General features: G+C 69.2%; 13 protein-coding genes and 1 pseudogene. 2 read left to right on the forward strand and 12 right to left on the reverse strand.

Annotation, left to right across the window (positions count from 1 at the left end):
- Positions 1–44: 44 nt before the first annotated feature.
- Together D0D37_RS43070 and D0D37_RS43075 are read left to right on the forward strand one after the other, a co-directional pair.
- Positions 45–1,211: a PucR-like N-terminal domain-containing protein gene (locus tag D0D37_RS43070; protein WP_116206341.1), complete on the forward strand. Its 1,167-nt coding sequence runs from the start codon at positions 45–47 to the stop codon at positions 1,209–1,211.
- A 67-nt stretch (positions 1,212–1,278) separates the two neighbouring features.
- Entirely contained in the window at positions 1,279–2,439 is a 1,161-nt protein-coding gene (locus D0D37_RS43075; protein WP_244223879.1) for a PucR-like N-terminal domain-containing protein, read from the forward strand.
- Between the two features lie 92 nt (positions 2,440–2,531).
- On the opposite strand, the gene D0D37_RS43080 is transcribed toward D0D37_RS43075, so the two are convergent.
- From D0D37_RS43080 to D0D37_RS43135, 12 genes and pseudogenes are all read right to left on the reverse strand, one after another.
- Entirely contained in the window at positions 2,532–3,167 is a 636-nt protein-coding gene (locus D0D37_RS43080) for a hypothetical protein (protein WP_116206332.1), read from the reverse strand.
- Positions 3,164–3,670, reverse strand: coding sequence for a hypothetical protein (locus D0D37_RS43085; protein ID WP_116206333.1), 507 nt, complete (start codon positions 3,668–3,670; stop codon positions 3,164–3,166). The genes D0D37_RS43080 and D0D37_RS43085 overlap by 4 nt, the downstream gene beginning before the upstream one ends.
- Positions 3,667–4,773: an MlaD family protein gene (locus D0D37_RS43090; protein WP_116206334.1), complete on the reverse strand. Its 1,107-nt coding sequence runs from the start codon at positions 4,771–4,773 to the stop codon at positions 3,667–3,669. Before D0D37_RS43090 ends, D0D37_RS43085 begins: the two co-directional genes overlap by 4 nt.
- Positions 4,773–5,744: an MCE family protein gene (locus D0D37_RS43095; RefSeq protein ID WP_116206335.1), complete on the reverse strand. Its 972-nt coding sequence runs from the start codon at positions 5,742–5,744 to the stop codon at positions 4,773–4,775. The genes D0D37_RS43090 and D0D37_RS43095 overlap by 1 nt, the downstream gene beginning before the upstream one ends.
- Positions 5,741–6,739: an MCE family protein gene (locus tag D0D37_RS43100; RefSeq protein ID WP_116206336.1), complete on the reverse strand. Its 999-nt coding sequence runs from the start codon at positions 6,737–6,739 to the stop codon at positions 5,741–5,743. The genes D0D37_RS43095 and D0D37_RS43100 overlap by 4 nt, the downstream gene beginning before the upstream one ends.
- Complete coding sequence (locus tag D0D37_RS43105) at positions 6,739–7,749, reverse strand: MCE family protein (protein WP_244223880.1); 1,011 nt, start codon at positions 7,747–7,749, stop codon at positions 6,739–6,741. The genes D0D37_RS43100 and D0D37_RS43105 overlap by 1 nt, the downstream gene beginning before the upstream one ends.
- On the reverse strand, positions 7,746–8,762 hold the full coding sequence (locus D0D37_RS43110) for an MCE family protein (protein WP_116206337.1): 1,017 nt from the start codon (positions 8,760–8,762) through the stop codon (positions 7,746–7,748). The genes D0D37_RS43105 and D0D37_RS43110 overlap by 4 nt, the downstream gene beginning before the upstream one ends.
- Complete coding sequence (locus D0D37_RS43115) at positions 8,759–9,952, reverse strand: MCE family protein (protein ID WP_116206338.1); 1,194 nt, start codon at positions 9,950–9,952, stop codon at positions 8,759–8,761. Before D0D37_RS43115 ends, D0D37_RS43110 begins: the two co-directional genes overlap by 4 nt.
- Positions 9,949–10,764: an MlaE family ABC transporter permease gene (locus D0D37_RS43120; protein ID WP_116206339.1), complete on the reverse strand. Its 816-nt coding sequence runs from the start codon at positions 10,762–10,764 to the stop codon at positions 9,949–9,951. The genes D0D37_RS43115 and D0D37_RS43120 overlap by 4 nt, the downstream gene beginning before the upstream one ends.
- A complete protein-coding gene (locus D0D37_RS43125; RefSeq protein WP_406643124.1) occupies positions 10,765–11,496 on the reverse strand; it encodes an MlaE family ABC transporter permease in 732 nt (243 codons plus the stop codon).
- A 59-nt stretch (positions 11,497–11,555) separates the two neighbouring features.
- Positions 11,556–12,305, reverse strand: coding sequence for a hypothetical protein (locus D0D37_RS43130; protein ID WP_116206340.1), 750 nt, complete (start codon positions 12,303–12,305; stop codon positions 11,556–11,558).
- 109 nt (positions 12,306–12,414) lie between these two features.
- A pseudogene (locus tag D0D37_RS43135) lies at positions 12,415–12,940 on the reverse strand (DUF6801 domain-containing protein); the annotation flags it as partial.

A 12,940-nucleotide genomic window follows, 5' to 3' on the forward strand; every position in this document is an offset into this window, starting at 1 on the left:
GCCTCGCGGAACCCCGGCACGTCCGCGCTTCCAGCGCGCTCGGGCTGTGGGCGTCGCTCCCCCGGGAGCTGGCGGTCCGCTTCGCGCCGCGGGTCGACCCGCTGGCGAAAGCCATCCTGCGCGAGGTCCAGCTGGCGGTGCCGGAGTACCGGCAGCCGATCGAGGGCGCGTTCGGGCACGTCATCACCCGGGGCGTCCGGCAGGCGATCGTCCAGTGCCTCGACAGCGTCGGCAAGCCCGCGGCCGCGCCCGCCGCCGCCTGGTCGGCGGTGTTCCGCGACCTCGGCAAGATCGAGTTCGCCGAGGGCCGCAGCCTCGACTGCCTGCAGACCGCTTACCGCGTCGGCGGCCGGGTGGCGTGGCGGCATCTCGCGGAGTTCGGGCAGACCGCCGGGCTCCCGGCGGAGACGCTCTGCACCAGTGCCGAAGCCATTTTCGCCTACGTCGACGAGATTTCCGCGCTGTCGATCGAGGGCTACACGGCGGCGCAGACCCGGGCGGCCGGGAACCTGGCCCGGCGCCGGCGCCGGCTGCTCGACTTGCTGCTCGCCGATCCGCCGTCCGCGCCGCAGACCATCGCGGCGCAGGCCGCCGCCGCGCAGTGGGGGGTCCCGGACGAGGTCACCGTCGTGGCCCTCGAACCGCGTTCCGGCCAGCACCGCCTCGCCACCCCCGACCTCCACCCGGACGTCCTCGTCGACCTCGAAGGCGGCGAACCGTGCCTGGTCACCGGAGCGCCGGACGAGCATCTGGCCGATCTCGCCGGGCGGCTGCCCGGCTGGCGCGCGGTGATCGGCCCCTCCGTCCGGCTCGCCGACGCGCCCCGGTCGCTGCTGTGGGCGCGCCGGACGCTGAGGCTCGTCCAGCGCGGAGTGCTGCCGGACGCGCCGGTGACGCACTGCGCGGACCACCTGTCGACGCTGTGGCTGCTCGCCGACGAATTCCTGGTCCGGGAACTGTGCGAGCGCAGCCTGGAACCATTCCGGGACCTCACTCCCAAACAGCGCGCGCGGCTCGGCGAGACCCTGCTGATCTGGCTGCAGTCCCGCGGCAGCGCACCCGAAATCGCGAAGATCCTCAAGGTGCATCCGCAGACCGTCCGGTACCGCATGCACCAGCTCACCGATCTGTTCGGCGACCGGCTCGACAACGCAGACGACCGGCTCGACCTGGAGATCGCCCTGCGCGCGGAAGCGCTGCTCGGCTCCTGACCCGCGTCATCCCAGCGAAGTGGTGAGGCATGTGACAGGACTGTCCGGCGAGACAGCCTTCGGACCGATGCTGAGCGGAGACGGACGGCCCGGGCGGCTGTGGGCGATGCTCCCCCGCGAGCTGGCCGCGGTGTTCCGGCCCCGGCTGCTGGACGTCGCCGACGACGTGCTGCGCGAGATCCAGCGCACCGTGCCCGGCTACGCGCAGCCCCTCGACGGCCCGTTCGGCAAAGCGCTGCGCGGCGGCGTGCAGGCGGCGATCCTGCAGTTCGTCGACCGGATCGCGACGGCGGGCGCGGTCGCCGACGATCGCCGGAAGGTGTTCGTCGCGCTGGGCGTGCACGAGTTCGAGCAGGGCCGCAACCTCGACGTCCTGCAAGCCGCGTACCGGGTCGGCGCGCGCGTGACCTGGCGGCGGATGGCCGAAGCGGGCACCCGGGCCGGGGTGCCGCCCGCGACGCTGTGCCTGCTGGCCGAAGCGATTTTCGCCTACATCGACGAACTGTCGGCGTTGTCGGTGGAAGGGCACGCGGCCGCGCGGGCCCGGGCGACGGGCGCGCGGGAACGCCGACGGCGGCGGCTGCTGGATCTGCTGCTCTCCGAACCGCCGACGCCCATCCAGGCGCTGGAGGAAGCCGCCTCGGACGCGGCGTGGCCGTTGCCCCGGCGACTGGTAGCGGTCGCTCTCGACGGACCGGCCGACGTCGTCGGGCTCGACGCTCTCGAAGACCTCGAAGACGCGGCGCCGCGGCTGTTGCTGGCGATGCCCGAGGAACGAGGCCCGCTCGCCGCCGCCTTGGCGGGTCACCGGGCGGCGATCGGCCCGCCAGTGCCTCCGCACCGGGCGGGCCGATCGCTGACGGCGGCGCGAGAGGCGTTGCACCTGGTCGCGGCCAACGTGCTCCCGGACGAGCCATTGACCTGGTGCGCGGACCATCTTTCGACGCTGCTGCTGCACAAGGACCCGTTGCTCCCGGCGAACGTCTCCCGCCGTCGACTGGCTCCGCTGGCCGCCTTGACCGCGAAGCAATACAGCCGGCTGGCCAGGACGTTGCTCGCCTGGCTGGAGACGCGCGGGAACGTCCGCGAGGTGGCGGACCGGCTGGCGATCCACCCGCAGACCGTCCGCTCTCGCGCCCAGGAGCTGGAAACGATGTTCGAGGGCAGGCTGTGGGACCCGGACGACCGCTTCGAGCTGATCCTGGCCCTCCGCGCCACTCTCCCCTAACCCGCCGCCGCCGTTTTGCCGTCCGTGAGGGGAACCCTGAGGGACTCTGAGTCCCTCAGGGTTCCCCTCACGGACTTTTGCCGGAGCAGCGCTCAGGCGGCGGACATCCCGGTGATCCGCCACTTCCCGCCGGTCCGCTCGGCGGTGACGCTCAGCTGCGCGGCCCCGGTGCTGCGCTGCCCGTCGCCCCGGGTGCCGGTCTGGTCGAGGAATACCAGGAGCGCCGCGCGATCGCCGTCCAGGAGTTTCACCCCGGACGCGACGGCGGTCGAGGTCACGACGAGCTTCTGCTCGGCGGCGAGCTGGCGGACCTGCCCGAAAAGCCGGGCGTACTGGGTGAGCGCGGGACCGGTCAGCAGGTCCTTGGCCGCCCGGTCGTTGCTGGCCGGATCGTCGTAGCGGTAGGAGAAAAGCGTGCCGAGCGCGGAGCTGATCTGCTTCCCCGCGTCCGCGGTGCCGGACACGTCGGACAGTGCGGTGTTGTGTGCGACAACAGCGTTCGTGTGGCGCGCCTCGACGATGAACCACCCCGCCAGCGCGGCCATCACGACCGCGACGGCCGCGAACACCAGCCGTGCTCGGCTTTTCCGCGGTACGGCAGGTTCGGCCGGTTCCTCGACCGCGGGCTCCTCAACCGGAACATCGACGGCGTCGTCCGGTTCCGAAGTCACCGGCTCGCGGTATCGTCCGGCGACTTTGACGGTTCGCTTCTTCATCCGCGTGGTCACGGTGCCTCCCCTGCCGGAACCTGGCCCAATGCGGTGACGTGCCACCCGTCCGGCGCACGGGTCAACTCGGCCTGGAACCGGGAGCGCTTGGTCACCGCCTCCTGGCCTGCGGGCGTGACGACCAGCTCGACGGACGTGATCAGCTTCGCGGTGCCCGCACCGGTGTCCACTTCGGTCACCGCGGCGTCGTTCACCTTCCCGACGGTGACGGTTTTCGCCTGTGCGATCCGGTCGAGGCTGCCCTGCCGGTCCTGCACCAGCTCGTCGTGCAGCGCGCCGCCGGACACGTCCAGCCAGTGCTGGTATCCGGCGGCCGCCTGCCGATAGTCCAAAGTGGTCAGTCCGGCGATCGCGGAACGCCCGGCCCGCAACGCGTCTTCGCGGACGACCGCGCGTGCTACGCCGTCGTCGTGCGCGGCTTGCCACCACGTGTACCCGGCCCACCCGGCCGCCGCGGTCGCGAGGATCGCGGCGATCTGGGCCAGCGGCGCGAAAATCCTCACGGCTGTCCTCCCGGTGCGTTCTGCGAACCCCGCACGTTCGTCGGGTCGCCCTTCGGCAGCGCGCAGCGCGCGGCAGTGTTCAGCGGTCTGGTCGAGGTGTCGAGACCGTCGTGGTACGGCGTCGCGTATCCGGTCGTGCACGGGGGTGGGTCGAAGAACGACAGCGAGAGCCCGAAGTGCGCGCCGTCCGGCCGGACGACCGAGCTGACCGCGCCGACCGCCCGCGGTGCGGTGATCAGCAGCTGCCGGATCCCGCTTTGCCGGGATTCGAGGACGTCCGCAGTGGTGAGCAAGTTCGCGAGCAGCACGCCCAGCTGCGGCCCGGAGTCGCGGATCAGCGAACCGACTTCGTTCGCGGCAGCGGGCACTGCCGGAATGAGCTTGCGGAGGTCTCCGTCGGATTGTTTCAACGTCGACGCGAGCAGTTTGGCGTTGGCGCCGAAGCTGCGGATCGCGTCCGCCTGCTGCGCCTGGGTGTCGAGGACGGTGTGCGCGTCAGTGACGAGCTGGGTCAGCGGCGCGACGTGCGCGCTCGCCGCCTGCACGAACTCGATGCCGCGGCCGACAAGCTGGTCCAGCGCGGGACCAGCACCGGACGTCGCGTTGTACAGCTCGTCGACGACGGTGCGCAGTGCGGGCTTCGGCACCGACGCGGCAAACGAGTCCACAGTAGACAGAACGGTGTCGACCGGGAGCGGGATTTTCGTGTTGTCCTGGGTGATCACTGAGCCGTCGTGCAGTACCGGGCCGCCGGAGGTGCGCGGCCGCAGATCGACGTACTGCTCGCCGATCGCCGACCGGTCGGCGACGACGGCTTCGGTGTCCGCGGGGACGGGCGCGGTGCCGGAGTCGAGGTCGAGATCCGCTTCCATCCCGGCCGGGGTGAGCCGGAGCTGGCCGACCCGGCCGATCGGCACTCCCCGGTAGGTGACCTCGGCGTTGGTGAAAATGCCGCCGCCAGTGGGAAACTGCGCCTTCACGGTGTAGCCACGGTCGAAGAACACCTTGTCGAGACCGGCATAAGTCGCCCCGACGTAGGCGACGCCGACGACGGCGAGGACGACGAACAACGTCACCTGCACGCGCACGAACCTGGTGAGCATCAGTGGCCTGTCTTCAGGAAGCCGTTGAGGTAGTCGCCGCGGATCGCGTCCAGCGCGGCGTCCGGGAAGGGGAAGGTGAAGATCATCTCCATCGCCTTCGGCAGTTTGTCCCCGGAATCGGCCAGCCGCCGCAGCAGGGGCGCGAGGGCCTGGAGATCGGCGACCAGGTCGTCCTTGCTGCGGTTGACCGTGCCGACGGCGACCGAGGTCAGGCCGTCGAGCGACTTGAGCATCCCGACCAGCGCCTCCCGCTGCTGGTTGAGGACGCTGATGCCCGGGGTCAGGCCGGTGAGCGTCGTGGTGATCTGGTCGGTGTGCGCGTTCAGGGTTTCGGCGAGCCGGTTGACGCTCTCGATCGCCCGGGTGATCTCGCCGCGCTGTTCGTCGAGTCCCTTGACGAGAGTGTCCAAATTGGACAGCAGGCTCCGAGCCGCGGTTTCCTTGCCGCCGAGCGCCGCGTTGAGCTGGTGGCTGATGTTCTGGACCTGGGCGACACCGCCGCCGTTGAGCAGCAGGGAAAGCGCGCCGAAGACCTCTTCGATCTGCGGGGTCAGCGTGGAGCGGTCGAGCGGGATGACGGCCCGGTCGACGAGCTTGCCCGAGGGCGTCGCGTCGGGCGGCGGGGCCAGTTCGACGAACTTCTCGCCGAGGATGCTCGCCTGCCGCAGCCGCGCGACCGCATTGGCAGGCAGGTCGACGTCGCCGTTGAGCACCAGGTCCACGATCGCGCTGTGCCCGTCCGCGGCGAGTTCGACCTTCGCGACCTGGCCGACCGGCACGTCGTTGACCTTGACGCCGGACTGCGGCACCAGGTCGAGCACGTCGGTGAAGCTCGCCGTGACGTGGATCGGGTGGTCGCCGAGCGCGGCGCCGCCGGGCAGCGGGAGGTCGTACACGCTCACCCCGGTCCCGCATCCGGTCGTGACCAGAACCAGGGTCAGCACCGCAGCGGCCTTCGCCGGGGATTTCATTTCGTCTCCGGGAATTCGAGGAGGTTGCCGCGGCCGTCGATGAGCCCGGCGTCCGGGTCGTAGGCTCCGAGCACGTTCGTCAGCGCGTTCGGGGCCGCGCTCAGCGCCTCGGCGAGGGAGTCCTTCTGGTTCACCAGCACCTTCGTGACGCCGGCCAGTTTGTCCACATCGGACTGCACCTTGCCCCGGTTGTCCTTGACGAACCCCTGCACGACGCCCAGCGCCTGGGTCAGTTCGGTCAGCGCGCCGGAGAACTGGTCGCGCTGGTCGGCGAGGACTTTGCTGAGCGACGAGATCTGCGCGATGGCCTGCTTCACCTGCCCGTCGTTGGCGGCGAGCATCGCGGTGAACTTGCTGATGTTGTCGACCGAGCTGAACAGATCGTCCTTGGAATCGCTTGCGGCACGGGCGAATTCGCCGAGATTCTTGATCGCCTGCCCGATCGTCTGGCCGTTCCCGTTGAGGTACTCGGCCGATTTCGTCAGGACGTCGCTGACCGCGCCGTCCTTGTTGGCGCCCTGCGGGCCGAGCGCCGCCATCAGCTGGTTGAGGCTGCGCAGCAGATCGTCGACCTCGACCGGCGTCGCGGTGCGCTCGCGCGGGATCGACGCGCCGTCGGCCAGCTCGGGGCCGCCAGTGAAGACGGGCGTGAGCTGCACGTACCGGTCGGCGACGAGGCTGGGCGTGATGACGACCGCGCCGGCGTTGGCGGGCAGCCGCACGTCCGGTTTGAGCGTCATGGTCACTTTGACGTCAGTGCCGTTCGGCTCCACTTTGGACACCGAGCCGATGGCGACTCCGAGAACGCGCACGTCCGAGTTCGGATAGATGCCGACGGCGGCGCTGAAATACGCGGTCAGGGTGCGATCGCGCGGCGCGGCCGCCACCTGCCATCCCGCCATGACCAGAAGCGCGCACACCACGCCGAGCGCGAGCGCGCGCAGCCTGGCCCGCCTGCGTGCCTGGGCTCCCAGGTCGATGAGCTGGTGCGCCATCAGCGTCCCCCGTTCTTCGGTGGCAGGCAGCTGCCCGGTGTGGCGCCGTTCGGGACGAGCCCGCAGAGGTAGGTGTCGATCCACCGGCCGTTGCCGACCGCGTTGCCGAGCAGCCGGTAGAACGGACCGGCCAACCGCAAACTGTCCTCGAGCCGCCCCTGGTTGCGCTGGAGCACGGTCGCGACGCGGTCGAGCTGGTCGAGCGCGGGCCCGAGGGTCTTCTGGTTCTCCGCGACCAGCCCGCGCAGCTGGATCGAGAGGTTCTTGACGCCGCTGAACAGCTTCGCGATCGCGTCCTTGCGGTCGTTCAGTTCCTTGAGCAGCGTGGTGCCGTCGCGGATGAGGGCCTGGATCTGGTTGGAGCGCTCGCCCAGCGTTTTCGACACCTTGTTGGTGTTCTGAAACAGCTTCACCAGCTCGTCGTCGCGGGACGCGAGCGTTTGCGACAGGGCGGCGATCCCGTTGAACGCGGTCCGGACGTCGCTGGGCGCCGACGCGCCGAGCGTCTCCGACAGGGTACGAAACGCCTGCGCGAGCTGGCCGGTGTCGATGGCTCCGACGGTTCCGGCCAGGTCGTTGAAAACCGCGGTGACGTCGTACGGCGAACTCGTCCGCCCGACCGGGATCGGCTGGTCCGGGTTCAGCTCGCCGTCGCCGACCGGATCGAGCACGAGGTTCTTCTGGCCCAGCAAAGTCTTGATCTTGATCGCCGCGGTCGTCCGGTTGCCCACCCAGGTGTCCTTGACGCGGAACAGGACCTCGACGTGGTCCCCCGCCAGCCCGACTCCGGTGACCTCTCCGACTTTCACCCCGGCGACCCGGACCTCGTCGTTCGGCTTGAGCCCGGCGGCCTCGCGGAACTCCGCCTTGTAGGTCGTGCCGCCGCCCAGGATCGGCAGGTCGTCGGAGAAGAAGGTCGCGGTGCCGACCAGCGCCATGAGCAGCGCGGTCACCGCACCGACGGCAATCGGGTTGCGCAGCCGGAACGGTTTGATCCGGGGCGGTTTCACCGGCACCTCGCAGCGGTCACCGGAATACCGGGCATCGGCCCGCCGGGGGCGGGCTTCGCATCGGTCCGCACCGAGCAGAGGTAGAAGTTCGCCCAGGATCCGTAAGAGAAAATCGTGCCGATGCGATCGAGCTTCTTCGGCAGGTTGGCGATGAACTGCTCGAACACCGGCGTGTTGTCGGCGAGGTTCTTGGACAGGTCGCCGAGCGCGGAGATGCTGTCCTTGAGCGGCTGGCGGCCGGCCTGCAGCAGCCCGGCGGTAGACGTGGTGAGTTCGCCGAGCCCGCCGATCGCCTGCCCGATCGGCTTCGCGTCCGCGGCGAGGCCGGTGACGAGTTGTGCCGTCGTGTCCACGAGGGCGTCGAACTGGTCGCCCTGCGCGTTCACGGTGTCGAGGAGCGTATTCAAGTTGCCGATCACCTTGCCGATGACGGCGTCCTTTCCGGCCAACGTGGACGTCAGCGACGCCGTGTGCTGGAGCAGGCTCTCGATCGTGCTGCCCTCGCCTTGCAGGACCTGGATGATCTCGAAGGACAGCTGGTTGACGTCTTTCGGGGACAGGGCTTGGAACAGCGGTTTGAAGCCGTTGAACAACATGGTCAGATCGAGCGCCGGTTTCGTCTTGTCCGGCGGGATCAGCGCGCCGTCATCGAGCGTCGGCGACGCACCGGAGGGTCCGGGGTCGACCGAGAGGTAGCGCTGCCCGACCAGGTTGCGATAGCGGATGACGACCGAGGCCGCGGCGGTGAGCCGGTGGGTCCGGTCGACGGAGAACGAGACGTCGGCGAGCCGGTGCTCGACGACCCGCACCTCGTCGACCTGGCCGATCCGCACGCCCGCCATGCGGACCTCGTCGCCGGGATTGACCGAGGTCGCGTCGGTGAACCGGGCGGTGTAGCCGACCGTCGTGCCGACGTTCGAATTGGCGATCGTGATCGCCAGCACGGCGGTCGCGCACACGGTGACCACAAAGAAAACCAGGCCTTTGAACGTGGGGCCCGCGACGCTCTTCATCGGACAGTCACCTCCGTTCCGCGCAGTGCCGGTCCGATGAGGACACTGCTCCAGTCGGGAACCTCGCCCAACGAGGGCTTCAAGAGTTCGGCGACGAGCTGCCGCTCCCCCTGCGAATTCGCCGGGCCGAGGTCACCCTCGGCGGCTCCAGCGGCCGCACCTCCGCCGTAACACTTCGGGCCGCCGGTGGCGTCGTAACGCGGGCTGTCGCGGCCGGGCACGTACTTGTCGCGCGGGTCCTGAACGGTCAGCGTCACGTGCAGGCCCGGTTCGTTCGTTCCCTTGCCGAGCGCCTTTTCCATCAACGGTTTGAGCCGGTCGACGGCATCGAACAGGCAGGGGAATTCGGGCGAGTACCGCGACAGCAGTTCCAGCGACGGCCGGCTCGCGGCGGAAACGCCGATGATGTTGTCCGCGTTCTTCCGCAGGAAGTCGTTCAGGTTCCCGGCGGCTCCGGTCACGCTCGAGTAGAGGCTGCTGAGGTTGCCGCGAGTGTCCACAATGGTCTTCGCGGTGGTCGACAAGTCGCTCAGCGCCTGGAGGATGTCCGGGGCCGCCCCGGTGTAGACGTCGGCCGCGTCGGCGAGCCCGGTGATGTCGGCCTTGAACTGCGGCAGCAAGGGGTTCAGCTTGGCCAGCAGGTCCTGCAGCTGCACAATGCTGTCGCCGAGCGGTTTCCCGCGGTTGTCGAGGGCGAGCGAGATCGCGCCGAGCGAGCTGTTCAGCTTCTCCGGCTGGACCGCTCGCAGCAACGGCAGCAGATCGCCGAGCACGCGCTCCAGTTCGATCGCGTTGGCGGAGCGGTCTTGTGCGATGACGTCGCCCGCGCGCAGCGCACCGACCGGACGAGCGGGCAGCACGAGGTTGACGTACCGCTCGCCGAACACCGTCTTCGGCAGCAGCCGCGCGGAGACGTTGCCCGGCAGCTGCCCGATCTTCGCCGGGTCGAGCGCCAGGTCGATCTCGGCTCCGGCCGCCGTGCTGCGCACCGCCCGGACCTCGCCGAACGGCACCCCCTTGACCTTCACCTCGGCGGTCGGCGTGAGCTGGCTTCCGACCCGGTCCGCCTCCAGCGTCACCAGCGCCGAGTCGTCGAAATCCTTGTCGTAGATCGCCACCGCGAGGTATCCGAGAAGGGCGAGCACGCCGAGGAACGCGACCCCGGCCAGCTGCGTGGCCAGCCGGTTCATCCGGACACCTTCACCGTGGTCGTCGCGCCCCAGATCGCCAGCGAGAGGAACAAGTCGAGCACGCTGATCAGCACGATGGACGTCCGCACGGCCCGGCCCACCGCGACCCCGACGCCGGCCGGGCCGCCGCTCGCACGATAGCCGTAAAAGCAGTGCGTGAGAATCACCCCGACGCTGAACACCAGCACTTTTCCGAAGGACCACAGCACGTCAACGGGCGGCAGGAACAGCGTGAAGTAATGGTCGTAGGTGCCGCCGGACTGTCCGAAGAAGACCACCGTGGTCAGCCGGGAGCCGAGGTAGGAGATCAGCAACCCGATGACGTACAACGGGATGATCGCGATGAATCCGGCGACGATCCGCGTCGTCACGAGGTAGGGCATGCTCCGCACGGCCATCACCTCGAGCGCGTCGATCTCCTCGGAGATCCGCATCGCGCCGAGCTGGGCGGTGAACCCGCTGCCCACAGTGGACGAAAGCGCGAGCCCGGCGACGAGCGGCGCGATCTCCCGGGTGTTGAAGTACGCGGTCAGGAAGCCCGTCATCGCCGAAATGTTGATCTGGTTGAGCGCGCTGAACCCCTGCAGCCCCACCGTGACGCCGGTGAACACGCACAGCCCGACCATCACGCCGATCGTGCCGCCGATCACCGCGAGCGCGCCGCTGCCGAACGTCACTTCGGCCAGCAGCCGCACGACCTCGCGGAAGTAGCGGGTCACGGCGAGCGGAACGGCCGCGATCGCGCGGACGTAGAAAAGCAGCTGGTCGCCGAGGTCGAACAGCTTGTCGCCGGGCTTGCTGAGGTTGACCACTCAGGTTCCCTTCGCCGGAACGAGTTGCAGGTACAGGGCGGTCAGCACAGTGTTGACGAAGAACAGCAACAGGAACGTGATGACGACCGACTGGTTGACGACGTCGCCGACCCCTTTCGGCCCGCCCTTCGGATTCAAGCCTCGGTAGGACGCCACTACTCCGGCGAGAAAGCCGAAGATGACTGCTTTCACTGAGCTGGCAACGAGATCGGACAGCTGCGCGAGCGCGTTGAAGCTGGCCAGGTAGGCACCGGGCGTACCGCCCTGGACGATCACGTTGAAGAAGTAGCCGCCGAGCACCCCGACCACGCTGACCAGGCCGTTGAGCAGCACGCAGGCGAGGACCGCCGCTTGCACGCGCGGCACGACCAGCCGCTGGATCACCGAAACGCCGAGCACCTCCATCGCGTCGATCTCCTCGCGGATGGTGCGCGCGCCGAGGTCGGCGCAAATCGCGCTGCCGCCCGCGCCGGAGATGATCAGCGTCGTGACGATCGGGCTGGCCTGCTGCACGACGGCCAGCACGCTCGCCGCGCCGTTGAACTGCTGCGCGCCGATCTGGCTGGTGAGCGAGCCGAGCTGCAGCGAAATCACCGCACCGAACGGGATGGAGACGAGAATCGCCGGCGAGATGGACACGCTGGCGATGAACCAGAACTGCTGGACGAATTCCCGGACCTGGTACGGGCGGCGGAACATCGCGAGAATGATGTCCAGGCCCATCGCGCACATCCGGCCGAACTCGCGGAGGCCGCTCACCGCCCGTCGGGGGATCTGGGTCAGCAGGGTCGTCACGGCGCCGTCCCGCAGCCGTTCGGCCCGGAGCTTCCGACGCACCGGAGCACCAGATCGGTCGTCAAAGTGTTGCCCGGCCCGGAAACCAGCCCGGTGAACAGGCGGCTGAGGTCCTCGTGGCCGACGCAGCCGGTGAACGGCGGAGTCGTGAACGTGGTTGTCACCTTGGCCGGTGGCGCGGGGAAAGCCAGCGGCAGCAAGGCTTTCAGGGTCACTTCGGCGGACTGCGCGGTGCGGCAGTCCGGGCCGACGTCGAGCGGTCTGCCGTCCACTTTCACGTTCGACAGCTTGACGAAGACCTTCGCGGTGACCTCGGAATCGGCGCAGAGGTTGGTCCCCGTCCGTTTGCAGTTGGTGTCCTTGCCGGTCAGCACCTGGGTGGTGCCGGTGACGTCGCCGTCCGGGACGAGTTCGACGGTGGCGGTGGCCGGCATGAACCGGAAGGCGACGAAATAGCTTTCGGTCGTTGGAATACTGAGCTTGCCGGTCAATGGCACGCGGCCGCTGAGGCCGAGCAGGGCGCCGTCGAAACGGCCCTGCGGGAAGCTGATGTCCGACCCCAGCTTCGCGACGTGGCTGGTGGTCGGCTGCTGTGCGTCGCCGACGTAGAACCCGACCGGGAAATTAGTGGCGGCGGCGGGCGCCGGTGCTGGCGCGTTCTCGCCGGGCGCGGCTTGCGCGGAGCCCAGCGAGAACGCGGCCAGCACCAGTACCAGCGGCAGTGAGAACCGGGTCAGCGCAGACATTCGGACTTCCTCATCGAAGACGTTCCTCCCGAAGCTACTGACGATTCTCGTTGCGGCACAAGGCTTTCCGCGTTCTTGTCACGCCGGTCGGCGTTTTCGCGGCGTTAATTCACTTCCGCGTGAGCGTCACGTCCAGTTTGTTGCCAGGACCCGAGGCGAGATCGGTGATCAAGCCGGTCAGGAAGCCGCAGCCGGTGAACGCCGGGATGGTGTAGGTCGCGGTCAGCTTGCCGCCCGCGCCGGGGTCGAACCCGGACGCCGAGGAGAGCGGCACCTCGGCCGGAGTCTTCGTGCGGCAGGAGTTCGACGTCATGATCGGGAAGCCGAACAGCCGTACCTTGGCGAGCTGGACGTCCACCTTCGCGTTCGCCTTGACCGCGCCGCCGGCGAACGTGCCGTCGATCGCTCCGGCCTGGCTCAGCTTGACGGTCGCGGAGGCCGGGAGGAAGCCGAACAGCCGGAAGTACACGTCCGATTTGGGCAGGGCGAACTGGGCGTCGAACTTGCCCGCGGCCGCGTCGAGCTTCGCTTCGAGCCTGCCGGGGCCGAGCGGCAGGGTGGCGTTCAGCTGCTTGAGCGTTGTTTTGCCGCGGAGGGAGTAGGTGAACGCGGTGGTGCCCGGCGGGGTGGTGGTG

The sequence above is a fragment of the Amycolatopsis circi genome (assembly GCF_003385235.1).
Taxonomy (GTDB): Bacteria; Actinomycetota; Actinomycetes; order Mycobacteriales; family Pseudonocardiaceae; genus Amycolatopsis; species Amycolatopsis circi.

Coding starts and splice junctions, on each gene's coding strand:
- D0D37_RS43095 (WP_116206335.1), bottom strand. CDS start 5,744: ATGAAATCCCCGGCGAAGGCCGCTGCGGTGCTGACCCTGGTTCTGGTC.
- D0D37_RS43125 (WP_406643124.1), bottom strand. CDS start 11,496: ATGTGCGCGATGGGCCTGGACATCATTCTCGCGATGTTCCGCCGCCCG.
- D0D37_RS43075 (WP_244223879.1), top strand. CDS start 1,279: ATGCTGAGCGGAGACGGACGGCCCGGGCGGCTGTGGGCGATGCTCCCC.
- D0D37_RS43090 (WP_116206334.1), bottom strand. CDS start 4,773: ATGCTCACCAGGTTCGTGCGCGTGCAGGTGACGTTGTTCGTCGTCCTC.
- D0D37_RS43130 (WP_116206340.1), bottom strand. CDS start 12,305: ATGTCTGCGCTGACCCGGTTCTCACTGCCGCTGGTACTGGTGCTGGCC.
- D0D37_RS43110 (WP_116206337.1), bottom strand. CDS start 8,762: ATGAAGAGCGTCGCGGGCCCCACGTTCAAAGGCCTGGTTTTCTTTGTG.
- D0D37_RS43115 (WP_116206338.1), bottom strand. CDS start 9,952: ATGAACCGGCTGGCCACGCAGCTGGCCGGGGTCGCGTTCCTCGGCGTG.
- D0D37_RS43100 (WP_116206336.1), bottom strand. CDS start 6,739: ATGGCGCACCAGCTCATCGACCTGGGAGCCCAGGCACGCAGGCGGGCC.